Raw genomic sequence first — 26,972 nt, forward strand, 5'->3', positions numbered from 1 at the left:
AACTAAAACCACTTAAATTAATGACGACTAAAAAGAAAGCTATTGTTTGTCTGGCAACGATTATCGCATTGTACAGCTGCGATACCGCCGAGGACCCCAAAAAGGGGGAGTCCGGTTCGGCCACCGTGGCCAAAGGAGAGAACACGGACAAGTATGATAATTTTACCGATTGGGCCATATATAGAGGAGATAAAAAGGCCAATCAGTACTCCGAACTTGGGCAGATAAATGCGGCAAATGTGCATGCTCTGGAGCCTGTTTGGGAATACAAGCACGGTGATCCCGATAGACCTTCCATGTACAGTAACCCCATAGTGGTAAATGGGTTGATGTATTTTACTACTCCCAAATTGCATGTAGTGGCCATTGATGCGGTAACCGGTAAGGAAGAATGGGTGTTTGACCCCGCTCTATACAGCCCGGACAAAAAGGATTTCAGAGGCCGAAGCCGAGGTGTTACCTACTGGGAAGATGCCAATGGTGAAAATGGAAGGATATTCAATTTTGTTAAGGACAGGGTATATGCCCTTGATGCCCGTACGGGAAAACGAATTGATGATTTTGGCCCAGATGGATTCATAGACCTTAGGCAAAATTTACCCGTGGACCCAAAAGATGCATCCGTTGAGATGACCTCTCCGGGGATAGTTTATAAAAATTACTTGATCGTTGGGTCCCGCGTACCAGAAGGCAGTTTTTCTACCCCTGGGGATATCAGGGCATATAATGCCAAGACCGGTGAATTTGAATGGATATTCCATACTATTCCACAAGAAGGTGAGTTTGGTTACGATACGTGGGAGTTCGAAGAAGACGTGGTCTACGGTGGGGCCAATCCATGGGGAGGTTTTTCCCTGGACGAAGAAAGGGGATGGGTGTTTTTTGCCACAGGATCTCCGGCTCCCGACTTTATCCATGGAGGTAACAGAAAAGGGAAAGGACTTTTCGGTAATTGTATCATAGCATTGGATGCCACCACAGGAGAAAGGCAATGGCACTATCAGAATATACATCACGACATATTCGATTATGACAATCCTCCGGCACCTATGCTCACCGATATTCAGGTGGGGGATTCCATCCAAGAGGCGGTGGTGCAGTTTACAAAAATGGGATTGACCTTTGTTTTGGACAGGCAAACAGGAAAACCAATATTCCCCGTGGTCGAATTGCCGGTACCGGCCTCAGATGTTCCGGGCGAAGAAGCTTGGGCCACGCAGCCCTTTCCTGTAAAGCCGCCACCATTGAACAGGATTACGCTGAACGAATCGGATTTGAGCAACATCACTCCAGAAGTGCATGAATACGTTCTCAAGGAATTCAAAAAATATAGAACAGGAAATCTATATACCCCGGCCTCTGAGCAGGGAACCATTACTATGCCAGGACACCAAGGAGGAATGGAGTGGGGCGGAGGATCATATGATCCATACACCAATGTAGTATATATCAATGTAAACGAGGCTCCCACCATTCACAAGTTGGTAAAATATCAAGAACTGGAAAACAAGGAGGAGGCAACACCAGAACAACGGGGCGCTTTGTTGTACAATAATGCCTGTACATCTTGCCATGGGGCAAACAGACAGGGAAACCCACCAGCATTTCCTAAGTTGACCGATCTTCAATTGTCGGATGGGGAAATCAAGGATTTGTTGTTCAACGGAAAAGGGATGATGCCTTCATTTGAGCAATTAGGGGAAGAACAGGTAAACGACCTTATCGCCTTTTTGAAAAGTGATGGCGACGAAGGTAAAGCCAAAGAATCGGTTAAATCAAAAACCAGATATTCCAATCAAGCGCCATTTTTTGTGGACCAGAACGGGTACCCTGCAATCGCTCCACCATGGGGGACATTGAATGCGGTTGACCTTGGTACGGGAAATATCCTATGGAAAGTTCCATTGGGCGAATATCCAGAACTGGTAGAGCAAGGCATACGAAATACAGGCTCCAAGAGTTTTGGAGGTCCGGTGGCCACAGCCGGAGATGTGGTTTTTATGGCCGGCACCCCGGATGAAAAAATCAGGGCCTTCAATTCGCATAATGGCGATGTGCTTTGGGAATATAAATTGCCTGCAGCAGGCTATGCCACCCCAAGTGTATACATGATAGATGGGAAACAATATTTGGTGATAGCAGCTGGTGGTGGAGGAAAGAACGCGACCAAATATGGTGATTCCGTAATTGCATTTGCCCTGCCCGATGAAGTCCTTGAAAATGGACAAGAGGTGAAGGAGAAGTATTCAGAATGGACCGATTTGTTTGACGGTGAATCATTGGAAGGTTGGGTACAACTCAATGGATGGCACGACTATTTTGCGGAGGATGGAAGCATTGTAGGCCGAACAGCACAGGGAAGTCCCAATTCCTTCCTGTGTACGGTGGATGAGTTTGACGATTTTGAACTGACCTTGGATATTATGGTCGATGATGTGACCAATTCTGGAATTCAAATACGAAGTAGGACAAAACCGGTTTCTGAAGCAGAACACCAAAGGGGAAGGGCCGGTCGTGTGTACGGGCCCCAAGTGGAAATGCAACGAAACAGGGAGCCAGGTACCCCGACAACAGGACTTATATATGGAGAGGCCTTAGGAACAGGTTGGTTGTCCTCGGACGAAAAGATACAGAACGGCCACAATTATCTAAATGAGGATGGCTGGAACAAATTGCGCATTTTGGCCGAAGGACCCCGTATCCAGACTTGGTTGAATGGTATACAGATTGAAGACCTCACCAATGAAGAGGTTTACAAAACAAACCCTAAAGGCTTTATAGGGCTTCAAATGCACGGTGTTGAAGAACCTGGGCCTTTTACCATGAAATGGAAAAACATTCGAATAAGAAAACTATAAGTGCATTATAATAGTTGGGACCGACCAATCAAAAATCAATCTAGATTAGTTGGTTTAGTTTAGTTTGTTGGCGTAGCGCAAGTATTGTGCTACGCCTTTTTTCGCCGAGCCCCTAAACCGAAAAAGAGAGATACTTAAAATGACAAAACTTTTACCAATTGTTGCCTTTGGTCTAATGGGATTATTGACTCATGCGCAAGCCACCCCCAAGGATACCATAACCCAATTGGATGAAATTGTTTTGATCCATAATGCTATCCCAAAAAAAGCTACGGGAATCACAACATCATCCAAAATTGACGGGCAAACTTTTGAACGGTTCAACCCAACGGATATTCCCTCGGCCATCAACCAGATTTCGGGAGTTTATCTTTTATCCGGCGCCATAAACACTAACCGAATCACAGTCCGTGGCATTGGGGCAAGGACTCCTTACGGCACTAATAAGCTTCGTATGTATTTTAACGGAATTCCCGTAACCAATGGCACAGGTGCAAGCACAATCGAAGCTTTCGATTTTGAGAACCTGGGGGCAATAGAAATTATCAAAGGCCCCAAAGGCACTGCATATGGTGCCAATCTTGGAGGGGCCTTTTTGTTGGACACCAAGGCATCGGTGGAAGATAGGTCCCAATTGATCAATTCATTTTCAGTGGGCTCCTATAATATGTTAAAGGACAATCTCACATTTTCGCATTCCGAAGATGGTTTTAACCTGAGCTTAAGCTACAATCACCTGGAAACGGATGGCTACCGACAGAACAGTCAGTTTGTTCGGGATGGTTTTTTGTTGAACACACAGTTTAGGACTGGACAAAACAGCAGTCTGTCCATTTTGATGAATTATATAGATTACACTGCCCATATTCCAAGTTCCATCAACCAGACCTATTTTGATGAAGACCCAACCCGGGCAGCATCAAATTGGCTGGCTGCACAGGGATACGAAGCCAATAAATATATTTTAACAGGTCTCTCGCATACGTATCGGTTTTTCGAACACCTTCAAAATACAACCAGCATTTTCTATACCTACTTAGATCATTACGAACCACGGCCCTTTGATATTTTAAATGAGTACACCAACGGGTTTGGTATTAGGTCTAGTTTTGCGGGTGAATGGGAAAAAGCCCAGTTCACCTTTGGTGGAGAACTTTACAAAGATGAATATCAGTGGGGCACTTTTGAAAATTTATACCAAGAAAATGATGGAAATGGCAGCTTGCTAGGTGACCCATTGAGTAATAACAAAGAATTTAGAAGACAGTTTACCCTATTTGGAACATTCACATATCCGGTTATTGAAAATTTAACCGCCCAATTGGGCCTTAACCTGAACAAAACCTTTTATGATTTTCGGGATTTGTTCGATCAAGGTGATGGCAATGCATCTGCCGAACGCGATTTTGATGCGATCTTGTTGCCCAATCTTGGAATCGACTATCAATTGGAAAACGGAAAAATCTATGCCAACATCAGCCGTGGTTTCTCGAACCCCAGTTTGGAGGAAACCTTGACTCCAGGTGGAATCATCAACCCAGATATTGCCCAGGAAACTGGAGTTAATTATGAGTTGGGCAGCGAATGGTTACCGTTTGGCAAAAGATTATCTGTCAATGTTATGCTGTACCGAATGAATGTGGAAAACCTTTTGGTGGCAGAACGTGTCGGGGAAGACCAATATATTGGAAGAAATGCTGGGAAAACCCGTCACCAAGGTGTGGAATTGGACCTACAGTACCGGGGAAAGCTTTTGCAAACCCTTACCCTAACGCCTTACCTCAGCTATACCCTGAACGACCATAGCTTTGTGGATTTTGTGGATGGCGACAACGATTATTCTGGCAATCCGCTCACGGGAGTTCCAAAACATTTGATCAGTTCTGGATTGGATGTGCAACACACCAGTGGTCTGCATTTGAACCTTACCCACCAATTTGTGGATGAAATTCCCCTTACGGATGCAAATTCGGCCTATAGCGACTCTTTTAATGTGTTCAATGCCAAAATCGGTTATCAAACTTCTATTTCCCAACACATTCATTTGGGCCTGAATGCCGGCATCAACAATGTTTTTGATGAAAATTATGCCCAATCCGTATTGATCAATGCAGTTGGTTTTGGTGGGGCAGAACCCAGATATTTTTACCCTGGAAATGGTCGGAATTATTATGGGAGTATGGGTTTGAAATATCAATTTTAACTAATTACTATAAAATAATGAAGGATACACGTCTTGAAAAAAAACAATTTGGAGAAACTCCTGAAGGAGAAAAAGTGTATAAATATACGCTAAGGAACGTTGATGGAATGGAAGTTGATATTATTAATTATGGAGGTATAATTTCCAGATGGACTTCTAAGGATAAAGATGGAAACCAAGGCAACATAGTTCTAAATTTTAATGATTTAAGGTCCTATATGGAAGGAGGTGCTTTTTTGGGAGCGTTAATAGGAAGATTCGCAAATAGGATATCAAATAGCAGTTTTATACTTGACAAAAAAAAGTATGAATTGAACAAAAATGAAAACGAAAATCATCTCCATGGTGGAGAAAAGGGCTTTGATAAAGTGGTTTGGAATGCTACAACAAGGATTAAGATGGAATCTACATCTCTTATCTTGACATATACCAGTCATCATATGGAAGAAGGATATCCTGGAAATCTTGATGTAAAGGTCACCTACACCCTTAAGGATGATAATGCACTTGAGGTCCAATATGAGGCTTCAACTGACCGCCCAACAATCATTAACCTTACGCAGCATAGTTATTTCAATCTTTCAGCAGATTTTTCAAGGGATATTTTGGATCATGAGTTATTATTGAATGCGGAATCTTATTTGCCCGTGGACGATAAAATGATTCCAATTGGAGAATATCGCCCCGTAGAGGGAACACCATTTGAATTTGGAAAATATAGAACCATAGGCGATTCCATTTTTGACAATGATGAGCAATTGTTGATAGGGAAAGGCTATGATCATTGTTGGATTTTAGATAAAGAGAACGGTAATCTAGAATTAGCAGCTTCATTATACCATTGGCGTAGTGGCCGTCGATTGGAAGTGTATACTACTGAACCTAGTATTCAATTTTATAGTGGAAATTTATTAAGTGGATATTGTACAACCGATAAAAAGATCATATACGGGAAAAGACAAGGCCTATGTTTGGAGCCTCAACATTATCCAGATAGTCCGAATCAATCAAGGTTTCCTTCTGTACGTTTGGATCCCGGAACAGTCTATCGTACTAAAACAATATATAAACTTTCTGTTGTTTGAGAATTTACATAAAATCATTGCGGATTAAACATTTTACAGTGCTTATTGTAAAGGTTAAAACATTATAATTAAAGCAATCAAAACTATCTACTATACTGTTCGGAGAAAGGAATAACAAAAACTAATTAACATAATTTATCATGTAAGCTGGGTTGAATCGAGTAGCTACAGTTTTAATCAAGAATGTCTCTAGAATTCATTAGTTTGGTCATAGAAAGTATATCGAAACGGTCAAAAGTTATCTATTCGGTGATTTTTTAAAGAATAGACATAACGTGTTGGTTTATAGTGGTGTACTGGATGTTTATTGGGCCAGTCATCCCGAATTTATGCGAAAGGATATACAAGTAGTTCTTTTCAAAGGGCAGGTTACAAACTGATATTGGATATTTAAAGTAGTGCAGATTTAATGTAACGATTTATCGATTTTAAATGTATGATAAATCTACTATAATAACTTAGATTGAAACACTTTTGCTTTTTTAGAAACGTATTGGAAGGGTAATAATCTTTTCAATTAAATGATGCTCTGAATTGCAATGGTGTTTGTTGCGTGTTCCTCTTAAACATAGTGCTGAAAGATTGGGGGTATTCAAACCCCAGATGATAAGCAATTTGCTTTATGCTTAAATTAGTGGTGGATAGCAGTTCCTTCGCTCTTTCAACTATGGATTCCTGGATGATTGTTTGTGCATTCCTGCCGGTTGCATTTTTTAATAGATCACTCAAATAACTGGGAGAGACATTGAGTTTTTCCGCAAAAAAGTTGACCGTTGGAACACCCGATAGTGCAGCATCACTTTTTAGATAGGCCTCCATCAATTCTTCCATTTTTACGACAATGTCATTGTTCACAGCGCTTCGAGTCAGAAATTGCCTATTGTGAAAACGCTTGGCGTAATTGAGAAGTAGATCAATGTGCGAGACTAGTAAATCCTGACTGTAATGGTCAATGTTATTTTTTAGCTCATCCTGCATTTGATGCATCAGGGACATGATGATATGGTCCTCTTTTTCGGAAAGGTGAAGCGATTCTGCGGCAGCATAGGAGAAGAATCCATAGTTGCCAATATTCTTTCCTAAATCATAATGTCGTATTAGGTCAGGTTTAAAGACCGTCATATATCCTGACACGGGGTCATCGGTAGGGTCCGTGACCGAAAAGATTTGACCGGGTTTGGTAAAACTCATGATACCTTCATCAAAATCATAATGAGCTTGTCCGTATCGAAATTTCCCTGAAGTACCTTTTTTAATAGCCACACAATAGAAATCATAATAAAAGCTGTTCCAAATTTCATTAGAATCGAATTTTAAATGTTCAAAATCAATCACGCTTACCAATGGATGAATTGGCTTTGGTAAATGGAACAATCTATGGAGTTCAGATATTGATTCAATTTTATATGGAGCAGTTTTTTTCACACTAATGTTGTTCAAAATCAGTGGATAAAGATAGGGTTTTCCATTCTTCCATTTCTTCCATTTCGTTTTTACGAACCTTCAAAATGGCATTGTAACTATCAGAACCTAAAGGAAGATGCAATGGTGGATTGGACATTTCAGCCAGTTGAAGTACTACCTCTGCTAATTTTTTAGGATTTCCTAATTGCTTGCCATCGAATCCCGTAAACTGTTCTACTTGTTTGTCTAAATTATAAGCGTCAATTTTATGTTGCGCAACATTGAGGGTGTCCTCATTCATAAAATTTGTGCGAAAGGTTCCTGGAGCCATGATGGTCACTTTTATACCAAAAGGAGCGACTTCTTGGGCAAGGGCCTCTGACAGTCCAATAACCGCATATTTAGATGCACTATAGCTTCCGTTGGCAGGATAACTCATATAACCCATCATAGATGCAGTGTTGATGATTAGCCCCGATTTTTGCTTCCGTAAATGGGGAAGGACATGTCTAATGATATGGGTCATTGCAAAAACATTTACATCCATGGTTTTTCTAAATTCGGCATCACTTATTTCTTCGATATTACCTAACAGGTTATATCCCGCATTATTGATCACAACATCTATTTGTCCAAATGTTTCTATGCCTTTTAAAACTGCATTTTCAACATCTTTTTCATTAGTGACCTCCAATTTTATTGGAAGTAAGGTTCCCTTGTGTTCTTCAACTTTTTCCAAAAGTGTGTCCGTATTTCGTGAAGTTGCAATGACTTTGTCACCATTTCCCAGAACTGCTTTTGTAATTTCAAGCCCCATTCCTTTAGAGGCTCCGGTAATAAGCCAAACTTTATGTTCACCCATAATTTTTGTTTTTAGCAAAACTACAAGGCATACAGATTCAAAAAGTTTTCAAATCAAGGATAAACGTATTACAATTCAAGATTACAGTTGATTTGTCATATTTCCGCTAAGAGTCTCGGATTTGAGTGGTTGTATGGGTTGGTACTTAACTTTGCAAGCCTGCCTGCCCGGCGGGCAGGTACACATCAAACTGAAAATCCATGCGGATTTTGGAAGTATGCGGGAACAAGCAATTACTTATTAGCATTGTTGTACGGCGTTTTTTCTATTTTTCTTAGTACTATTATGTTATACAGCCAAGTCATCAGTTCTGATTTTTTTTGAATCGTTCTCTTTTTGTTGCAACAAAGCAAATCCAAAAGTAAGGACTCCTACTCGTCCAATAAACATCAAAATAATAATCAATAATTTCCCAATGTTGGATAAATCCCCAGTGATTCCTGTGCTTAATCCAACAGTTCCTAAAGCGGATGCTACTTCAAACAATATGCTTTCAAAAGAAAAGTTTTCAAAGTAAGAAAGTAAAAATGAAAACAAGAAAATTAAACTCGTGTAGAGCATAAAAGTTGATGTGGCAACATAGATTCTTTCAAATGGTATACTTCTATTTAAAAATGTAATTTTTTTCTGACCAAACAATCGGCTTTTCAATATCGATAGCATTGCCGTTAATGTCGTTATTTTCATTCCTCCAGCTGTTCCCGAGGGAGAAGCTCCGATATACATAAGAAAGGTTATAAGCAATAATATTGGCAAGGATAATTCACCGATAGGTATCGTGTTAAATCCAACTGTTGTCATGGCTGACATTGCTTGAAAGAAAGAGGTCATTAATGAACTATTTGAGCTGAGAATAGATGGCGGCTCAGTTGTATAAATGAGAAAAGTGCCTAAAAAAAGCAAAATCAAAAAACCATAAATAATGATTTTTGTTGTAAACGAAATTTCTTTTGATTTACCTCTAATTCGATACCACAAATCTGTTATAACAATAAAACCCAAAGAACCAGAAATGGCTAATAAAGAAATAATTGTATTTATAAAAGTATGTTCTTGATAACTTTCGAAACTATCATTAAATAATCCAAACCCAGCTGTACAAAACGATGAAATACTATGAAAAATTGAAAACCAAATTGCTTTTAAACCTCCCATTCCGGAATTGGTAAAGGCAAAGTAGAAAAGAATAGCTCCAATAGTTTCCATTATCAGGGTAAAAACAATAACGCTTTTTACGAAATCTTTTATCTGAATTGTATTGGGTAAAGTAAATTCCGCACCTATTAATTTACTATGCCAATGCGTTATTTTTTTTGTAGTAAATAGTAAATAATAAGTCGTTAGCGTCATGTATCCAATTCCGCCAATTTGTATTAATGCCATAATAATAAACTGACCGAAAAAATTATAGGAATCGAAAACGCTTATAGTTACAAGTCCAGTAGTTGAAATGGCAGAAATCGAAATGAATAAATTATCTAAAAAAGATATGTCGGTTTTGTGAAATAAAGGAATAGACAATAAAATGAATCCAATTAGTGTATACAAAAAAAATCCCCAAACTAAATTCATTTGAGGTGATTTACTAATTTGTAATTTTTGGTACCAATTAGATATTTTTTTGAAGGGTTTATTTTCCATTTTTTGTAATCAGGTTTTTGGTCTTAAATGATACACAACGGTCTCCTTTACTTTGAATTCATAATTTTAACAGGAGAAAGGGGAGACCAAAACGGTCTCTAAGTTAAGCCTTACTAGACGTATCAGTCCTTTTTCTGCTAAAAGTTGCATGCAACCAATAGGCATACTTGGTGTATCGTTATCCAAGATAGAAAATAGTTTATGCAACGTATTCAACGGTCAATTTTAAAATTATGAAAAATAACTATGGAGTCAATGTTACCGACGTGTCAAAGAAGATTTAGGACGCTAGGGGTCATAAATTGGGCAAACACAAGTTTTTTACAAACGACAAAAAGAGATATCGTTTTATTGTACGTCTTCAAACGAATCTGAACTGGCCCGGTCCAAAGTTAAGTCATAGTTTCAACTTTTGAATTTGGTGCTCTTTTCTTCTTTTGAGCATCGTTCTTCTCTTTATCAATTTACGGTTTTCCAATATCTTTTTGTCCAATCCAAAATATACGGTTGCAGGGGTCAGGTTGTCCAATGATTCGTGATATCTCCTGTTGTTGTAATGGTCCACGAACTCTTCCAATCTTTCCTTGAGCTCCCCCGGCAGATAATAGTTGTCCAGTTTGATGATGTTCTTCATCGAACGGTGGTAACGCTTTATCTTGCCTTGTGTCTGTGGGCGGTTGGGCTTTCCCCGGATATGCTCCACCTCCCTTTCCTTTATGAACTCCTTCAGTTCGCCACTGATGTAACAGTGCCCGTTGTCGGACAGCAGCCTTGGCATTTTCCCTTGGGGAAAGATACCTTTTCCAATGCCCTTGCCACGGCTTTCTTCACGTCCCCGGCGTTCATGGAGGGACAGAGTTTCCAATGGATGATATACCGGCTGTAATCGTCCAGTATGGTCGAGAGATAGTACCAGCCCCACCCGACAATCTTCAGGTAGGTAAAGTCCGTCTGCCACTAAGGCAAACCACTCTTTTTAGCTGGATTATTTCTCTATTCTGCAAGAATTTCCTTTAAAACAGCCATATCCTCGCTCACTTTCCTATCAATAATCTTGGCATAATGTTGGGTGGTCCTTAGATTTTTGTGTCCCAGCATCTGCCCTCCGGTTTCTATGGGAACCCCATTGGAAAGTGTAACTGTCGTTGCAAATGTATGCCTGGCCAAATGGGTTGTGAGGTTCTTTTTAATGCCGCATAGGTCAGCAATTTCTTTTAAATAAGCATTGGACTTTTGGTTGCTCAAAACAGACAATACACAATCCCCATTCATAACCTTTGGGTGGTCTTGATATTTACCCATAATTGACAAAGCAGTTGGGAGCAAGGGAATGCCCAATCTAGATTTTGTCTTGGTGCGTTTGGATTTTATCCAAAGGCTACCATCTATATGTTTCACGATGTTGTCAGGGTGTAATTTTTGGACATCAATATAAGATAGGCCGGTATAGCAACAGAACACGAACATATCCCTGACGATATTTAAACGTTCCCCATCAATTTTCTTATCCACCAAAGTCTGTAGTTCCTCTTTGGAAAGGAATTCCCTTTCCACTGTTTTGAACTGTACTTTATAATTGTAGAATGGGTCTTTGCTGATCCATTCATGGGCAACAGCCATTCGAATAATCTTCTTGAAGTTGTTGATATATTTCAAAGCTGTATTATGGTTGCATTCTTTGACTGTTTTTAGGAAATACTCAAATCCTTTGATGAATTTCAAATCCACATCTCGGACAGGAATATCAGTTTTTCTTAGTTCCAACTTGATAAATTCAGCCACATGGTTTCTAGTGGTATGGTATCGCTTGTAGGTGCCCAATGCAAATTCAATATCAATAAGTTTTTCCATTTGTTGGTTATGCTCATTAAAGAGTTCCAATAGCATTTTTACTCTTTTGTCATTTCCTAGAAATTTATCCTTTACATCGTGCACGGTGAAAAATTCTCCTTCTTCTACTAATTCATGGTGAATCTTATTAATCTTATGACGTACAGTAGCCATGAATCGATTCAATTCTTCTGCTTCAATTCCTTTTCCTTTCAATTTGTTCATTCTTGAGTCCCATTTTTTAGGGTCGATCTTTCTATGAAGGCTTATTACAGAGCGTTGGCCATTTACTGTTAATCTAAGGTATAGTCCAGCTTTTCCGTTCTTGTCGAGGCGTTTGTCTTTAAGGTAAAATAAGACTGCAAAGGAATTTGACATATTTTGGGTATCGATATGGTGCCTTTTTATTTGATATTATTCAAGTGCAAATGAAATTAAATAAAATAAAAAAACCTGTAAATCAGTAATTTACAGGTTTGATGTTTTGAATTGGGTATGTTTCAGTGGAGCCGGAGGGATTCGAACCCTCGTCCAAACAAGCAATAACCATGCTTTCTACATGCTTAGTATCTGCTTAGTTTTCGATGCATGCCTGACCAGATACGGCCTAACATACACTTATCTTCTTTAGGTTTTAGAGGTGTCGCCAAAGCGAACGGACACCCTTGTGTTGACTTTTTTGGTGCTCCTAAACGAATCGCCGTCAACAAGGGCTATTCAGGAACATCTCGCTTCCCTACCTTGTAGGGACGAGGCAAATCCTACTATAATTCAGATTATGCGGCAAGAGCGTAATTATTTTCGCCAATTAAAAGTGTGAAATATGAGATTAACGAGCTATATCCCAGCGCTCGGCATGCTTACATCGCCATTGGTCTTGCTGTCAAAACCGGTCGGCCCCCATAATGAGTTAGGTAAGCTTTGCTTACCATGAACGAATTATGCCCTGAGCGGAGTCGAAGGGCCTAAACATTTACTCACTTTTTTATCAAAGAACTTGTCTGCACTGAGCGCAGTCGAAGTGTGGGCGTTCCCAAAACATTGCTTCGCAACATTTTGGTCGGGCTATCGGCTGTACACGGTACTTGCCTCTATCCCTAACGCGGTCGGCAAAGGTAACGCATATCCATCAAACAATAAAAAGTTTGGTAACCCTGCCTTTTCCTCTTATTTTGGTCAACAATTATACCAAAATGTTATATGAAGTTCGGAATCATCAGGGAACGTAAAAATCCGCCAGACCGCAGGGTAGTGCTATCTCCAGAAGAATGTCAAAATGTCTTGTCCAAATTTCCACAAGCCGAAATTTTGGTCGAATCATCCCCCATACGGGTATTTGCCGATCAAGAGTATGCCGATAAGAACTTGCAAGTGGTAAACGTTATGGAGATTTGCGACGTACTTCTCGGCGTCAAAGAGGTTCCCATCGATGCATTGATTCCCCACAAAAAATATTTCTTTTTTTCCCATACCATAAAAAAACAGCCCTATAATCGAGAACTGCTCCGAGCTATCTTGGACAAAAACATAGAACTATACGATCATGAGGTGATTACCAATGCCAAAGGAGCTAGATTGGTAGCTTTTGGTCGTTACGCTGGTATTGTGGGAGCCTACAACGGGTTTAGGGCATATGGGTTGAAGTACAATTTGTATCAGTTGCCCAAAGCGGAGTCTCTTCTAGACCAGCAGGATCTGATTAACGAACTCAAAAAAATACAACTGCCCAATATCAAAATACTGCTCACGGGAAAGGGCAGAGTGGGCAATGGAGCAAAAGAAATGCTCGATGCGATGGGGTTAAGGCACATTGCCTCTAGTGAATATTTGTCCAAAACGTTTGACGAACCTGTGTATTGCCAAATTGATGTGTCCCAATATGTCAAACGAAAAGACGGCAACAAGGGTAACAAAGCTGACTTTTTCCAAAACCCCGAAGCCTACAAGTCCGACTTTTTCCGGTTTGCCAATGTAACCGACTTCTATATCGCAGGTCATTTTTATGGAGATGGGGCCCCTTATCTCTACACCCGAGAGGATGCCAAGCAGCCCGATTTTAAAATAAAGGTGGTTGCCGATATTAGTTGCGATATCGATGGTCCGGTCGCATCTACTATTCGTCCGTCTACCATTGCGGAACCTATCTACGGCTATGACCCGTATTCTGAAAAAGAAACCGATTTTATGTTGGAAAATGCCATTGCTGTAATGGCCGTGGATAACCTGCCCTGTGAATTGCCCAGGGATGCCAGTGTTGGTTTTGGAGAAGCATTCTTTAAGTACGTAATTCCCTCGTTTTTCAATAATGACAAGGACGGAGTCCTTGAAAGAGCTCGTATGACTCAAAATGGGAAGCTGACCGAACGTTATGCTTACCTACAGGATTACTTGGACGGCAAAGAATAACTCTTTGTCCAAAAACAATGGTTATAAGTTGACTATGGACCGTTTTTTAGTATATTGTGTGTCCTAATTTCCATAAGCCAGTGAAATTCAATTGGGTATTTTCTGGAGATGACAATCCAGCAATGCAACGCACCTGTATCGATATGGAATACAGCCTTAGACCTAGGATTATGCGATTCCTGTTGTCTCGGCTGGATGTCGATACCGACTTTTCTAGCTTTCATTTCAATGTGGATGTGGATAATAAACGGGTTTCTATATCGGATAGAACTCCAAAGGAATATACTAATCAAATTCTTTCCGGTTTTGATCAGGCTATAAATGGCTCATCTTTTTCTTCCGTGGCTTAAAGTTATTTTAGCTTAGGCTACATAAATCACAATTAATAAATTTTTAAGGGTTAACCAAGACGCAAAATGTAAATTCCTGTTTATTTTTGTCGGCTTAAAATCTCAGTACGTTGCACAAAGATTTGATTATAGCGGCACTTTGGAGTATATCGCCTTTTGGTGAGGCCAAGGTCGGTATTCCATATGGAATGTACCAAGGGGTAAATGAGTACATTGTATTCATTGTCTGCTTTTTGGCAAACGTAATGGTGTTTCCCTTAATGATGTTCTTTTTGGAATATATCAACCGTCATTTGATTAAATGGCGTTTCTATAAAAAGTCCGCTGTCTTCGTAGGTCAAAGAGCCAAAAAGGGTTCGGGAAACAAAATACAACGTTTCGGATTCTTGGGGATTGTGTTGTTTGTTATGATCCCCCTTCCTGGCACCGGGGTCTATGCAGGCAGTATTGCTGCATATCTTTTCAAGATGAAAAAACGCGAAGCCTTTGCAGCAAATACAATCGGAATCTTTTTCTCTTCTGTGATTATTTGGGCGGCCACTTTAATGTCTATGGAAGGCATTTAAGACAATAGTTTTTTCGATTTTGACCATTGGTAAGGTTGGAATTATTTATTTTGTTCCCAAACTTAAATCACTAACCTTAAACAAAGCTTATGGCATCAGGTTTTTTTGCCGTTTTGGATGATATTTCCGCACTTATGGATGATGTGGCAACAATGAGCAAGGTTGCCACAAAAAAAACAGCAGGTATTTTGGGCGATGACTTGGCGGTGAATGCCGAAAAGGCGACAGGATTTTTATCCAGCCGGGAAATTCCCGTACTATGGGCCATTACCAAAGGTTCTTTTTTGAACAAATTGATCATTCTGCCCATAGCATTTTTGTTGAGTGCCTATCTGCCCTTTGCTATTACCATTATCTTGATTTTAGGAGGGGTATATCTGGCCTATGAAGGGGCCGAAAAGGTGTACGAGTACATTTTTCATAGAGGAGAGGAAGCCCATGAAACCGATCCCACCGAAATTCCCGAAGAAGATTTGCCGGAACTGGAGAAACAAAAAATAAAACAGGCCATCATAACCGATTTTATCCTTTCCATTGAAATTGTGATCATCGCCTTGAGCACTGTGGTAAACGAACCATTGACCATACGGATAGCTACGGTGTCTGTTGTAGCGTTGTTGGCAACAGTAGGTGTATATGGCATTGTTGCCTTGATTGTACGAATGGACGATTATGGCTACCGGCTTATTAACTTAAATGAGGAGACCGACAGCTTTTCAGATAAGGTGGGCATGGTATTGGTGAATGCGCTTCCGAAAATAATTAAGGGTCTGTCCATTGTAGGTACATTGGCTCTATTGTTGGTTTCAGGGGGTATTTTTACCCATAACATTGATTTTTTTCACCATTTGTTCCCAAGCCTCCCCAGTATGCTAAAGGATTTTATTTTTGGGCTGGTCATCGGATTTGTTGCGCTTCTTTTGTTGAAGTTGGTCAATAAGCTATTCAAACGCAAATCCTAAGCAAGTCGTTGTATGAATCCAGCCGAAAACTACATACTCGACCAAAAAGAACCCTTCAGAAGCATTTTATTGCACCTAAAAGCTGTAATCGAGTCTATTGTTCCTGATGTTGACATGAAATACAAATGGAACATCCCTTGCTTTTATGCAGGCAAACAGCCCATTTGCTACTTAAATGTGTCACAAAAAAAGAAGTATGTGGATATTGCCTTTTGGAATTCGGCCCATCTCACATTGCATTTGGATAAAATGGTCAATGAAAACCGAAAGGTGGTCAAATCGCTTCGCTATTTTTCGTTGGAAGAAATTGACCAAAAGGTGTTGGTGGAAGTTTTACAGGAATGTTATTCGCTTAAACATAAAGGATTTTACAAAAAGTAGGTTTAGGAAGGTGCGAGTTCTTTCTTAGAGGTGTTCAGTTTAAAGAAAGCTATCCAAAGCGATACAATTCCCAATATCAACCAGAGCAAATCCACCAAAAGAATGTGCTGGTATCCATTTTGATAGGCTACCCAAATCCAATTGCCCGTTGCGACTCCATTTGCAATCGGAACCAACAATCCCAAAATACCACCAGAGATCAATGTCCATTTATTGGTAAAGGCAATATCCTTTTTAAGGATAAAGAAAACAGATGCAGCTAACCAAACAAGAAAATAGGTTTGGTACAAAAAGGTGCGGTTGACTTCTGTTGCAAACTTTACAAGGATAAACTCTAAGGCAGTAACAGGAAGCAGGGTAAGGCAGATGGCCATATACCAATTGGCTACTTGTGCGTTAAATTTTCTGCGCTTTTCTGGGATATTCTTTTTATCACGGGCCACGAGCCAGATCATGATCCCGGATAGGATAACAAAACAGGAGACTAGTCCAAGAATAAAGGATATTAAACGAAGCCCGATGCCCGCATAATCACCAAAGTGAAGACGGAACATCATATTTTTAACTGCATCCAAATATGAATTGTTCTTGGCGGGAACCTTTTCGTCTACGATGGAACCATTGGCCATATTGTAGATTCGGTATCCAAGACCATTTAATTTAGTTTCGTAACCAAGGTATCCGCTGATGGCAGCATGCATGTTTTTGTCCCCGTAATTAAAGATGTGGGTTTCGGTCATTCTAAAACTGGGCCACTCCTCCTTCATTTGGTCCACAAGTTGATCAAGATGGATTTCTTTGTTCAGTTTTCCGTTCTGAAATTCATATACGGGATGATTGTACTCTAGGTCTTCGAATAGTTTGTTTTGATCCCCATCATACATTCCCATCACCACAGGAAGAATCAAAACGCCTTTCAGCAAAAAGAAGGCTCCGGTAACGGCATACACAAATTGAAAAGGGAAACCGATTACTCCTAAAGCAGTATGGGCATCCGTCCAAATAGTTTTGATCTTGGCCCAAGGTCTGAAGGTGTAAAAGTTGGAGACAATCTTGTTCCAATGCACCAAGATTCCCGTGATAATGGCAAATAGGAAGAAGAAGGCCACCAATCCCGATAAATATCTGCCGTAGGGATATGGGATTTGGTCCAAAAAGTGAAGGCGGTACAAAAACTCGCCCAAATGGTAATTGCCCTCATAGTTTCCTTTGGTATTATCCACTGTATCCAAATAAAAAAAGACGCGGGCTTTGTCTTTTTCAGCAGCTAGAGAGTCTTGAGAAGCCCCAATGCTTACGGAAATATTTCTTTCATTGTAATAGTGGCGCAGCACCACATCACGCCCATAAAGATTGTGTTCTTTGGAGAGTTCGTCAAGATATTGGTCCACGCTTCCGGATATTGCATCTTCCTGGGTCACGGAATGTCCGCGTTGCCAATTGGTAATCTCATCCCTAAAGAAGGAGAACGAACCTGTAAAGAAGATAACGTAAAGTGCAACGCTGATTACGATACCGCTTACGGTATGTGTGTGGAACAATATATTATAGATGCGGTTTCCCATGGTTTTAAACAAGTGGATTGGTTTGGTTTCCAAAATAAAAGATCACAAAGAACACAAGGCTTGCCAGAAGATAGATACTCCAAATTTTCCAGCCATTTTTGCCCAAAAAAGCAACAACCATTAAAATGGCCCATAGAATAAAGGCTGAAAACGTACTGGTGATGATTACGATAACGTGATCAAACCAAGCGGCCAGAGCCATATGGAACATCACCGAAACGATTAAACCTCCCAAAATGGCAGAGGATATCTTGGCAAAACGTTGTGCGGGGGAGGGGGTCAAATATTTTTTGTTGGCGGGCATAGTTTAAAACAACAGGATTTCAAAAATAAAGGAACAGCCAAAAGTGAGAATCAAAAAAGTGTAGTTCAGCAATCGCAAGGGGGCTAGGAGTATAACCAAACTGGCAATCGTCATTAAAATGATAAAAAAGGTGAAGGTTCCAGCACCTATGCCCCAATAAAAGCAGCTCAGCCCCAATGATAAAATCATTAAGGCCAAGCCAATGTATTTGGATGCTTTTTCGTGTTCTCCGATCGACTTTTCAAAGCCCAGATTCCCGACGGCCGACATTTTTTTTGATGTACTGTACAGCAGGTAAAAGGAAATCAAGGTTAGAAGGGAAATTCCCGTGAACATGGTTATTGTTTTATACAGTAGGTGGCACAATGCCAGATAAACTCATACTTTTCGCCATTGTAGGTGCCTGGAATCTCTTCTTTGGTCGTGGTCTCTACAATGTATTTTGTGTTCCAAGGCAAAGTAAAGGAAACTTCACCATTATCATCGGTATACAATGTTTTGGACCATAGGTCGGAGACATAGACCTTAAGTTCGTTTTTGGCTATGGGCTCGCCCTTGTACAAAACTTGGAGTTTGATTTCTTTCCCGTCATTTTCCAATTGTTTTACCACGATTCCTTCTGGATTTTCCGCTTTGGTGTCCCCATTTGTCCCTACTTGAACCTTTGCAGTGGAATGATAGTGGGTTTTAAAGATTCCGAAGTCATATTGGGTATAATCGATCACATCGATTTCATTGTTGTTCAAGGCAATGGTATAAACACCGTTTTGTGATGGGGTAAAACTGGCCAAGTAATGGTCTTCCTTTGGTTCTGTCTTAAGTTCAGTCTTTGAACCATCGGGACCGATTGCCCAAAGGGTAAATTTAGAAACTGCGGGAAAGGCCTCACCTTCTACTTTTTCAATGACGCCGTAAGTGTACTCACCATAGTGTACACGTATTTCTTGGGACTGACCAAGTTTTCCGTTGGCATTGGTCTCGATCCATAGGTAGTGTGCCTGGGCCGTAAGGGTCCCAAATAGGCAAGTTAAAAAAAGAATGAATTTTGTTTTCATGATCATGTGCGTTTAAAGGCCCATGGTATTTTGCATGGGCCTTATTTAAATTGGTTAATGTTTAAAAACTATACGCTACTGTTAGCCTTCCATTGATGCCGGGCTCTGATTGCCAATATAGATAAGAACCATAGTTGGCACCGGAATATAGATATTCGTCCAAAATATTGTTGATGTTCAGTTGAACCCTGAAGTTGCTGTTTCTCCATGATAGGGCACCATCCATTCTAAAATAATCTGGAAGGTCGGACTGGTTGTCAGCGGCCCATGCCCAAGTAGATCGGTCTACTTGGTATTGATAGCCTAAGGAAACACCGAATCCGTTCAATGATGATGTTTGGGCGAAGTTATAATTTAACCATCCATTGGTTACATGCTTGGCATGGCCCGCCACTCTAGTGCCTACAATATCCGGGTTGGGGTCCTCGGTTACCTCTACCTTGGTATTGGCATAGTTCAAGATTACATTTAGCTCTGGGGTAATTTCACCTTGAAGGTCGAATTCTATACCCTTTGACTGTACTTCGCCCAAATACATGGAGAAGTTAGGATTGGATGGATCTGTGGTCAAAATATTCTCCTTCGTTATTTGGTAAACCCCTAAAGAAGTTCTTAACCGTCCATCAAAAAAGCTCTTTTTAATACCACCTTCTATATCGTTGGCGTCTACAGGGTCGTTCAAAGGTTCCATATCGACACTCATTCCTGCTTGAGGCAAAAAAGATTGGTCATAGAGTCCGTAAACGGTCAAATCTGGCAAAATATCAACGCTCAAGCCAACACGTGGTGTAAATACGTCATCGTTTTCCGTTTTTCCTTGAGTGTACAAGTTGGTATACCGTCCGGCCAAGGTCAATCGAATTTTATCATCCAAGAAACCAATCTCATCTTGCAGGTAATATCCTCTTAAGGTATTTGCACTATATGGAGCACCTCCATTTCTGTATTGAACATTTACAGAACGGTCAAACTCAGGGAATGTGACACCATACTGAGGGTTATATATATTGAATGGTGCAGCAGTGTCCACTGGAAGGGTAACCGAGAAATCGGCCCAATAGGATTTTTCGCTAAAATCGAAACCTCCCAAGATTTTGTGTGAAACGGCTCCGGTATTAAAGGCCCCGTTGATATATAATTGGGCATATTTACCTACCGACAGTGCATCCCATTGGGATATTGTCCTAACAACATCTCCGGTATCGCTATCAAGTCCAGCTATCCAGGCAGAATTTCCAATTTGATCATATCTTAAATATGCCATTTGACCTTCAACGCTCCAATTATCAGAAAATTCATGTTTGGCATTCAAAAAGAAAGTAACTTCCTGAATATCGGTTTTTGGGTAATTGGTGTCAACAAAGTTGAAATCACGGGGCAGGCTTGCATATCCATCTTCCATAGGTGCAAAAATATAGGCAGACCCCAAGAAGGATTCGGCATCCTGCAAGTTCATTTCAGCGGTAACTGAAGTTTTGTCGCTAAACTTATAGGTTAGGGCGGGAGCAATACCAAATCTATCGGTTTGCTCATTTCCTCTATGGCTGTCCGTAGTTTGGTACATGGCGTTGAAGCGATAGAGCAACTTTCCATTTTCGGAGGCTTTGCCACCCACATCGACTGTACCACGATAAAAGTCAAAGCTTCCAGCGGTAAAAGAGGCATTGGCAACAAATTCTTCCGTAGGTTTTTTGGTGACTACGTTGTAAAAACCACCGGGCTCACCTGCGGACATCATAAATCCGGCCGGACCTTTTACAAACTCAATGCGTTCCACCGTGTTCATGTCTTCGGCCAATGGCCCCCAACTGTCCTGAACGTTTACTCCGTTCCTAAAAGCTGGTAAACGAAAGCCACGCATGTTGATCCGGGCAAATTGTCCCCAATGTTCCAACATGGTAACACCACTCACATTTCGGGTAAGTCCGTCCATTATGGTGGTTACTTGCTGATCTTTTAAGAGCTGGTCGCTGATGACCTGTACATTTTGTGGAAGTTTTACCAGTTCCGTTTTTAACCTCAACGAGGTTGAAAGTTCTCTTTCGAGATATTTGTTCTGATGGCCCTCAACGATTACTTCGTTGAGTTGCTCCTGTTTTTCCACCATTTTAACTGTTGAAACCTGAGTGGTTTGTCCAGCATTGATCGTGATGGTCTTAGTTTGCATTCCATAACCTACCATAGAAAAGGTGAGTGTGTAGGAGCCGGGAGCAAGGTTTTCAATTTTGTAAGAACCAGAATTATCGGATGTGGCTCCCAAACTGGTGTTGGATAGCATAATGTTTACATCTGATAGTGCGTTGTTTCTTTGATCTGTCACTTTTCCTTCCAAACTTCCTGTTTGAGCTTGCGAAAAAGAAAAGACAGCTAGGCTGAGGATGAGTAATATATTCTTCATTAGTTATTTGTAATTGGTCTAAATAAATTTCGATTGCAAATGTATGTTCCAACATTTAATCATACAAAAAATATTTAGACTAATTATAAATAAATCTAAAATTTAAATGTAATTATCTTTAAATCAGTATATTGATTTTGTTAAAATTGTAGTTTGAGGAGATTTTATAATGAATTGATGGTTTTTCTAATCGCAGTCAAATCCGTCAAAAGTTTTTCCAATAAACTTAAATCCAGCATATTGGCGCCATCACTTTTGGCATTTGCAGGATCAAAATGAGTTTCCATAAAAAGTCCATCTACACCAGCTGCGATTCCTGCTCGGGACATTGTTCCTATCAATGCGGGTCTACCTCCTGTCACCCCAGAAGATTGATTGGGCTGTTGAAGTGAGTGGGTCACATCCAAAACCACAGGTGCATACTGTTTCATCGTTGGAATTCCCCTGAAATCTACAATCATGTCCTGATAACCGAACATGGTTCCACGATCGGTGATAATGGCCTGCTCATTTCCGGTTTCCGTCACCTTGGTAACCGCATGCTTCATACTTTCAGGACTCATAAACTGCCCTTTCTTCAAGTTGACGACCTTGCCTGTTTCTGCCGCTGCTACGACCAAATCGGTTTGCCTGACCAAGAACGCAGGAATTTGGAGAACATCTACATATTCGGCGGCCATGGTTGCGTCAGAGATTTCATGAATGTCGGTTACGGTCGGAACACCAAAAGTCTCCGAAACTTTTCGAAGGATTTTTAAAGCTTTTTCATCACCAATTCCCGTAAAAGAATCAATTCTGCTACGGTTAGCTTTTTTAAAACTCCCCTTAAAAATGTAGGGAATGTTAAGCTTGTCCGTAATGGCAACCGCCTTTTCTGCAATTCGCATGGCCATATCCTCGCCTTCAATGGCGCAAGGGCCAGCCAATAGGAAAAAATTATCGCTGTCCGTGTGTTTTATCTGTGGAATTTTGGTGATGTCCATTTCTTAAAGTTTGCACAAATATAATATTAAACCATGGTATCCTTTTTAGATTTATCGATACAAACCATCAACCATGAAAAATAAATATGTTCTTATTTTACTTTGTTTAGTATCAACTTTTGTAGAAGCCCAATGGCAAGAGCGGGGCGGAACATTTGATTTGGCCCATTTGGAACGGCATCAATTTAAATTGAACTTATTGAGCCCCGGATTTACGTATGAACTTGGAATTTTTAAAAACCAAAGCGTTTCCACAAATTTGGGTTTGGCCACCGCTACTTATGAAGAGGGCTATGTGTTCGGTTTGGCAATGAACAACCGTTACCGCTATTACCATAATTTTGATAGGAGGGAAAGGCTGGAAAAAAATACCTCTGGTAACTCGGGGAACTATATCGCCGCCGCCCAAGCCATCTTCTTTTCACAACTTCGAGTTGCGACCGATGTGGAAGGCCCTAGCGATTTTAACTTAGGATTTTACGGAATGGTCTACGGTATCCAACGTACCTATGAAAAAGGATTCAATTTTAATGTGGAGCTAGGGGCAGGATATTATCGAGGAGATGGCGTGCCGAATGGATATGGGCCATTGATTAATTTAACCTTTGGATGGGTGGCCACCAAGCGGAAGAAAAAAGACCCGTATCTAGATTAAATAAAAGCCTTGCCACATACTATTTTGCACAACTTAAGGTTATACTACTACCAAATTAACCTACAATGCGTCGCTTACTACTTCTGGGATTCTTTTTCATGGGATATCTTACCCAAGCCCAATATGGCACTAACTGTGAAATTCGTCAGTTTAAGCTCAATGCCATCAATCCAGGAATTGAGTATGAAATGGCTCTGGGAGTAAATAGTACCTTGGACATTCGAGTGGCGTATCAGGCCGCTTTGGAACCTGCTAGTTCCCGACCGTTGGAAGATTTTGATTTTTTCCCTGCCATTACCGTTCAGAACAGATATTATCACAACTTGAACAGTCGGGAAAGGCGAAGAAGGTCCATTTATGGGAATTCCGGAAATTATATTGCACCTTCAGTTGCCGTTTTTTCTCCGGGAGATCGTGTGGTTGAGGGTCGATTGGTAGATGGCATTCACGGTTATGGCGGTCTGGTGTATGGCATCCAGCGCAGTTTTGATTCAGGTTTCAGCTTCTCTGTTGATGCCGGTGCAGGCTACTATGTGGGGCCGTTCAAAGGGACCATTCAACCCGTGGTGAACCTAAGCATTGGATGGATTATTAGCGAAAAGCGCTGGTGTGTTGGTCTTTAGATTTGGAACTTCCACAAAATCAATAAGATAAAAATAACATTTAGGTGTGCCAACAAGTGAAAAATAGCAGTATCTTTGCGGGCTTAAAATTTAGGTTATGTCCAAAATCAAAAACATTGCAATCATTGCACACGTAGACCACGGTAAGACTACCTTGGTTGATAAAATTATGTACCACTGCCAGTTGTTCCGGGAAAACGAGAACAAGGGCGACCTGATATTGGATAACAACGACCTGGAGAGAGAACGTGGGATTACCATCGTTTCCAAAAACGTTTCCGTTGTTTACAAAGACACAAAAATTAATATTATAGATACCCCTGGTCACGCCGATTTTGGTGGAGAAGTTGAGCGTGTACTTAACATGGCCGATGGAGTTTTGTTATTGGTGGACGCTTTTGAGGGGCCAATGCCACAGACTCGTTTCGTACTTCAAAAGGCCATCGACCTTGGTTTGAAGCCTTGCGTGGTCATCAACAAAGTTGATAAGGAAAACTGTACCCCGGAAGAAGTTCACGAAAAAGTTTTCGATTTGATGTTTGAATTGGGTGCAGAAGAATGGCAGCTCGATTTCCCGACCGTTTACGGTTCTGCAAAGAACAACTGGATGGGCGAGGACTGGAAAGTACAGACCGAAAACATTGAGCCATTATTGGATATGGTCATCGAACATGTTCCAGAGTTCAAGCCTCAAGAAGGGACCACTCAAATGTTGATTACTTCCTTGGATTACTCTTCATTCACCGGGCGAATTGCCATCGGAAGATTACAACGTGGTAAACTTCGTGAAGGGCAGCAAGTTTCTTTGGTGAAAAGAGATGGTGCTATCGTAAAAACTAGGATCAAGGAACTTTACACTTTTGAAGGTTTGGGCCGTTTAAGAGTGGAAGAAGTGGTTGCTGGGGATATCTGTGCCATTGTAGGTATGGAAGGATTCGAGATTGGTGATACCGTTGCCGATATCGAAAATCCAGAAAAATTGAAGACCATCGCTATTGATGAGCCTACCATGAGTATGCTTTTCACAATCAACGATAGTCCGTTTTTTGGTAAGGATGGAAAGTTTGTTACTTCCCGTCACATCAAGGAGCGTTTGGAAAAAGAATTGGAGAAAAACTTGGCGCTTCGCGTACAACAAACGGATAGTGCCGATAAATTCTTGGTGTTTGGTCGTGGTGTATTGCACCTTTCTGTATTGATCGAAACCATGCGTAGGGAAGGTTACGAGCTTCAAATTGGGCAGCCACAGGTAATCATCAAGGAGATTGATGGTGTAAAATGTGAGCCAGTGGAGCACTTGACCATCGACCTGCCGGAAGAAGTTTCAGGAAAAGCTGTTGAAATGGTTTCCATCCGTAAAGGGGAGATGACCAGTATGGAGGCGAGAGGTTCCCGTATGGTGTGTGAATTCGTTATTCCATCCCGTGGAATCATTGGTCTTAGAAACCAATTGTTGACAGCTACAGCAGGTGAAGCCATTATGGCGCACCGATTTTTTGAATATCAACCATTGAAAGGGGATATCGCCCAGCGATTGAACGGTTCCTTGGTTTCTATGGAAAACGGAACTGCAATTCCTTATTCCATCGATAAGCTTCAGGAAAGAGGTAAGTTCTTCATTGACCCGGGAGAGGATATTTACGAAGGTCAAGTTATCGGTGAAAACTCTCGTCAGGATGATATGACGGTGAACGTAACCAAGACCAAAAAGCTATCAAACGTTCGTTCTTCTGGAGCTGATGATAAGGCAAAGATTGTTCCGGCAATTAAGTTTTCTTTGGAAGAAGCCTTGGAATACATCCAAAAAGATGAATATGTTGAGGTAACTCCAAACCACTTGAGACTTAGGAAAATATACCTAAAAGAGGTAGATAGAAAAAGAAATAAAGTAGTTTAAGATAATTCAATTTGACATTTGAATAAAGCGGATGGAGTTTTATACTTCATTCGCTTTTCTTTTTAGAACAATAAGGGCGAAGTCTAGATTCCTTTTAGTCTTGTTTCAAAAAAGATTAATGCAAATGTCCGTGGTGTTGCTCTCGCAAACACGCTACGGCTGCTCCAATAATTCCAGCATGGTTCATCAGCTCGGCCTTTACCACCTCTGTCTCGATATTTATGCGATGGCTAAATTGTTCCCAATCTTTTGATGTACCACCGCCCACTATGATAAGGTCTGGGCAAACAATAAGTTCTACGAATCCCAAAAATTTATTGAACCTTTTACCCCATTTTTTAAAACTGAGCTTTTCGCGTTCCTTTGCCGAAGCTGCGGCCCATTTTTCAATCTTCTTGTACTTTTTATAAGGAATCTGGCCCAATTCGAAATTAGGGATAAGCACTCCGTTGTAGAAAGCACCACTGCCCAATCCTGTGCCAATGGTAATCATTATCACCAATCCGTCTTTTCCCTTGCCTATACCATAGTTCATTGAGGCATAACCAGCCGCATCCGCATCGTTGAGTACCGTGAACTCATGACCCGTATATTCGGTGAACAACTCATCGATATTGACACCCACCCAGCTGGGGTGCAAATTCCCAGGGGATTTACAGACACCGTTTTTAACAATGGAAGGAAAACCACAACCCACCGGGCCTTTGTAGTTAAAGTGTTCAACTATTTCGGCCACGACCTTGGCCATATCGTCGGGTTTTTTGGAAGCTGGTGTTTCAATCCGATAACGTTCCGTTAGCATTTCACCTGTTTCGGCATTTACAAGAGCACCTTTGATGCCCGACCCGCCAATATCAATACCAAGAATCTCCATAAAAAGGAATCAATGTTAGTTTGAACAAAGTAACAAAAACTTTTGCTGATCCAGTAATTTAGGTGGAAAT

23 protein-coding genes and 1 other RNA gene are annotated in these 26,972 nt (G+C 40.8%); 11 read left to right on the forward strand and 13 right to left on the reverse strand.

Annotated features, from left to right (window positions below; all coding sequences use genetic code 11):
• The first annotated feature begins 20 nt into the window (after nucleotides 1–20).
• The 3 genes from DCK90_RS04085 to DCK90_RS04095 all read left to right on the forward strand — a co-directional run bounded on the left by DCK90_RS04085 (nucleotide 21) and on the right by DCK90_RS04095 (nucleotide 6,146).
• Entirely contained in the window at nucleotides 21–2,858 is a 2,838-nt protein-coding gene (locus tag DCK90_RS04085; RefSeq protein WP_108244918.1) for a family 16 glycoside hydrolase, read from the forward strand.
• Nucleotides 2,859–2,997: 139 nt separating this feature from the next.
• The gene (locus tag DCK90_RS04090) at nucleotides 2,998–5,061 is read left to right on the forward strand and encodes a TonB-dependent receptor family protein (RefSeq protein ID WP_108244919.1); all 2,064 of its coding nucleotides are present in this window, start codon (nucleotides 2,998–3,000) and stop codon (nucleotides 5,059–5,061) included.
• 17 nt (nucleotides 5,062–5,078) lie between these two features.
• The gene (locus DCK90_RS04095) at nucleotides 5,079–6,146 is read left to right on the forward strand and encodes an aldose epimerase family protein (RefSeq protein WP_108244920.1); all 1,068 of its coding nucleotides are present in this window, start codon (nucleotides 5,079–5,081) and stop codon (nucleotides 6,144–6,146) included.
• A gap of 513 nt (nucleotides 6,147–6,659) precedes the next feature.
• Here DCK90_RS04095 and DCK90_RS04100 read toward each other — a convergent pair.
• The 6 genes from DCK90_RS04100 to ssrA all read right to left on the reverse strand — a co-directional run bounded on the left by DCK90_RS04100 (nucleotide 6,660) and on the right by ssrA (nucleotide 12,784).
• The gene (locus tag DCK90_RS04100; protein WP_234414619.1) at nucleotides 6,660–7,409 is read right to left on the reverse strand and encodes a helix-turn-helix domain-containing protein; all 750 of its coding nucleotides are present in this window, start codon (nucleotides 7,407–7,409) and stop codon (nucleotides 6,660–6,662) included.
• 163 nt (nucleotides 7,410–7,572) lie between these two features.
• A complete protein-coding gene (locus DCK90_RS04105; RefSeq protein WP_234414621.1) occupies nucleotides 7,573–8,430 on the reverse strand; it encodes an SDR family NAD(P)-dependent oxidoreductase in 858 nt (285 codons plus the stop codon).
• 270 nt (nucleotides 8,431–8,700) lie between these two features.
• Nucleotides 8,701–10,053, reverse strand: a complete 1,353-nt coding sequence (locus DCK90_RS04110) for a TrkH family potassium uptake protein (protein WP_108244923.1) — start codon at nucleotides 10,051–10,053, stop codon at nucleotides 8,701–8,703.
• 397 nt (nucleotides 10,054–10,450) lie between these two features.
• Nucleotides 10,451–11,011 carry an integrase core domain-containing protein gene (locus tag DCK90_RS04115; protein WP_159075757.1) on the reverse strand — a complete coding sequence of 187 codons (561 nt, stop codon included), beginning with the start codon at nucleotides 11,009–11,011 and terminating at the stop codon, nucleotides 10,451–10,453.
• A gap of 35 nt (nucleotides 11,012–11,046) precedes the next feature.
• Nucleotides 11,047–12,261 (reverse strand): site-specific integrase, encoded by a 1,215-nt coding sequence (locus tag DCK90_RS04125; RefSeq protein WP_108244926.1) that lies wholly within the window; start codon nucleotides 12,259–12,261, stop codon nucleotides 11,047–11,049.
• A 123-nt stretch (nucleotides 12,262–12,384) separates the two neighbouring features.
• Nucleotides 12,385–12,784, reverse strand: a transfer-messenger RNA (tmRNA) gene (gene ssrA / locus DCK90_RS04130).
• A gap of 299 nt (nucleotides 12,785–13,083) precedes the next feature.
• Between ssrA and DCK90_RS04135 the strand changes: the two genes are divergently transcribed.
• The 5 genes from DCK90_RS04135 (at nucleotide 13,084) to DCK90_RS04155 (ending at nucleotide 16,548) form a co-directional block, all read left to right on the forward strand.
• Complete coding sequence (locus DCK90_RS04135) at nucleotides 13,084–14,289, forward strand: NAD(P)-dependent oxidoreductase (RefSeq protein ID WP_108244927.1); 1,206 nt, start codon at nucleotides 13,084–13,086, stop codon at nucleotides 14,287–14,289.
• Nucleotides 14,290–14,369: 80 nt separating this feature from the next.
• On the forward strand, nucleotides 14,370–14,639 hold the full coding sequence (locus DCK90_RS04140) for a hypothetical protein (protein WP_108244928.1): 270 nt from the start codon (nucleotides 14,370–14,372) through the stop codon (nucleotides 14,637–14,639).
• 110 nt (nucleotides 14,640–14,749) lie between these two features.
• Nucleotides 14,750–15,205 carry a COG2426 family protein gene (locus tag DCK90_RS04145; RefSeq protein ID WP_108244929.1) on the forward strand — a complete coding sequence of 152 codons (456 nt, stop codon included), beginning with the start codon at nucleotides 14,750–14,752 and terminating at the stop codon, nucleotides 15,203–15,205.
• Nucleotides 15,206–15,294: 89 nt separating this feature from the next.
• On the forward strand, nucleotides 15,295–16,167 hold the full coding sequence (locus DCK90_RS04150) for a DUF808 domain-containing protein (protein ID WP_108244930.1): 873 nt from the start codon (nucleotides 15,295–15,297) through the stop codon (nucleotides 16,165–16,167).
• Between the two features lie 12 nt (nucleotides 16,168–16,179).
• Nucleotides 16,180–16,548 carry a DUF1801 domain-containing protein gene (locus tag DCK90_RS04155; RefSeq protein ID WP_108244931.1) on the forward strand — a complete coding sequence of 123 codons (369 nt, stop codon included), beginning with the start codon at nucleotides 16,180–16,182 and terminating at the stop codon, nucleotides 16,546–16,548.
• A 2-nt stretch (nucleotides 16,549–16,550) separates the two neighbouring features.
• Here DCK90_RS04155 and DCK90_RS04160 read toward each other — a convergent pair whose 3' ends face one another.
• The 6 genes from DCK90_RS04160 to kdsA all read right to left on the reverse strand — a co-directional run bounded on the left by DCK90_RS04160 (nucleotide 16,551) and on the right by kdsA (nucleotide 22,853).
• Nucleotides 16,551–18,113: a PepSY-associated TM helix domain-containing protein gene (locus DCK90_RS04160; protein ID WP_108244973.1), complete on the reverse strand. Its 1,563-nt coding sequence runs from the start codon at nucleotides 18,111–18,113 to the stop codon at nucleotides 16,551–16,553.
• Between the two features lie 4 nt (nucleotides 18,114–18,117).
• On the reverse strand, nucleotides 18,118–18,417 hold the full coding sequence (locus DCK90_RS04165) for a hypothetical protein (RefSeq protein WP_108244932.1): 300 nt from the start codon (nucleotides 18,415–18,417) through the stop codon (nucleotides 18,118–18,120).
• A gap of 3 nt (nucleotides 18,418–18,420) precedes the next feature.
• Nucleotides 18,421–18,753 carry a hypothetical protein gene (locus tag DCK90_RS04170; protein WP_108244933.1) on the reverse strand — a complete coding sequence of 111 codons (333 nt, stop codon included), beginning with the start codon at nucleotides 18,751–18,753 and terminating at the stop codon, nucleotides 18,421–18,423.
• A gap of 2 nt (nucleotides 18,754–18,755) precedes the next feature.
• Nucleotides 18,756–19,472, reverse strand: coding sequence for a DUF4198 domain-containing protein (locus DCK90_RS04175; RefSeq protein ID WP_108244974.1), 717 nt, complete (start codon nucleotides 19,470–19,472; stop codon nucleotides 18,756–18,758).
• Between the two features lie 61 nt (nucleotides 19,473–19,533).
• Nucleotides 19,534–21,870: a TonB-dependent receptor gene (locus tag DCK90_RS04180; RefSeq protein ID WP_108244934.1), complete on the reverse strand. Its 2,337-nt coding sequence runs from the start codon at nucleotides 21,868–21,870 to the stop codon at nucleotides 19,534–19,536.
• Nucleotides 21,871–22,034: 164 nt separating this feature from the next.
• A complete protein-coding gene (kdsA, locus tag DCK90_RS04185) occupies nucleotides 22,035–22,853 on the reverse strand; it encodes a 3-deoxy-8-phosphooctulonate synthase (RefSeq protein ID WP_108244935.1) in 819 nt (272 codons plus the stop codon).
• Between the two features lie 73 nt (nucleotides 22,854–22,926).
• Here kdsA and DCK90_RS04190 point away from each other — a divergent pair, with 73 nt between their 5' ends.
• The 3 genes from DCK90_RS04190 to typA all read left to right on the forward strand — a co-directional run bounded on the left by DCK90_RS04190 (nucleotide 22,927) and on the right by typA (nucleotide 26,028).
• Nucleotides 22,927–23,508, forward strand: coding sequence for a hypothetical protein (locus DCK90_RS04190; protein ID WP_108244936.1), 582 nt, complete (start codon nucleotides 22,927–22,929; stop codon nucleotides 23,506–23,508).
• A gap of 65 nt (nucleotides 23,509–23,573) precedes the next feature.
• A complete protein-coding gene (locus DCK90_RS04195; protein ID WP_159075758.1) occupies nucleotides 23,574–24,131 on the forward strand; it encodes a hypothetical protein in 558 nt (185 codons plus the stop codon).
• Nucleotides 24,132–24,228: 97 nt separating this feature from the next.
• Nucleotides 24,229–26,028, forward strand: coding sequence for a translational GTPase TypA (typA, locus tag DCK90_RS04200; RefSeq protein ID WP_108244938.1), 1,800 nt, complete (start codon nucleotides 24,229–24,231; stop codon nucleotides 26,026–26,028).
• 115 nt (nucleotides 26,029–26,143) lie between these two features.
• Here the strand turns inward: typA and ppgK are convergent, their stop codons facing one another.
• The gene (ppgK, locus tag DCK90_RS04205; protein ID WP_108244939.1) at nucleotides 26,144–26,902 is read right to left on the reverse strand and encodes a polyphosphate--glucose phosphotransferase; all 759 of its coding nucleotides are present in this window, start codon (nucleotides 26,900–26,902) and stop codon (nucleotides 26,144–26,146) included.
• Between the last annotated feature and the right edge of the window lie 70 nt (nucleotides 26,903–26,972).

The sequence above is a fragment of the Muricauda brasiliensis genome (genome assembly GCF_003057865.1).
Lineage (GTDB): Bacteria > Bacteroidota > Bacteroidia > Flavobacteriales > Flavobacteriaceae > Flagellimonas > Flagellimonas chongwuensis.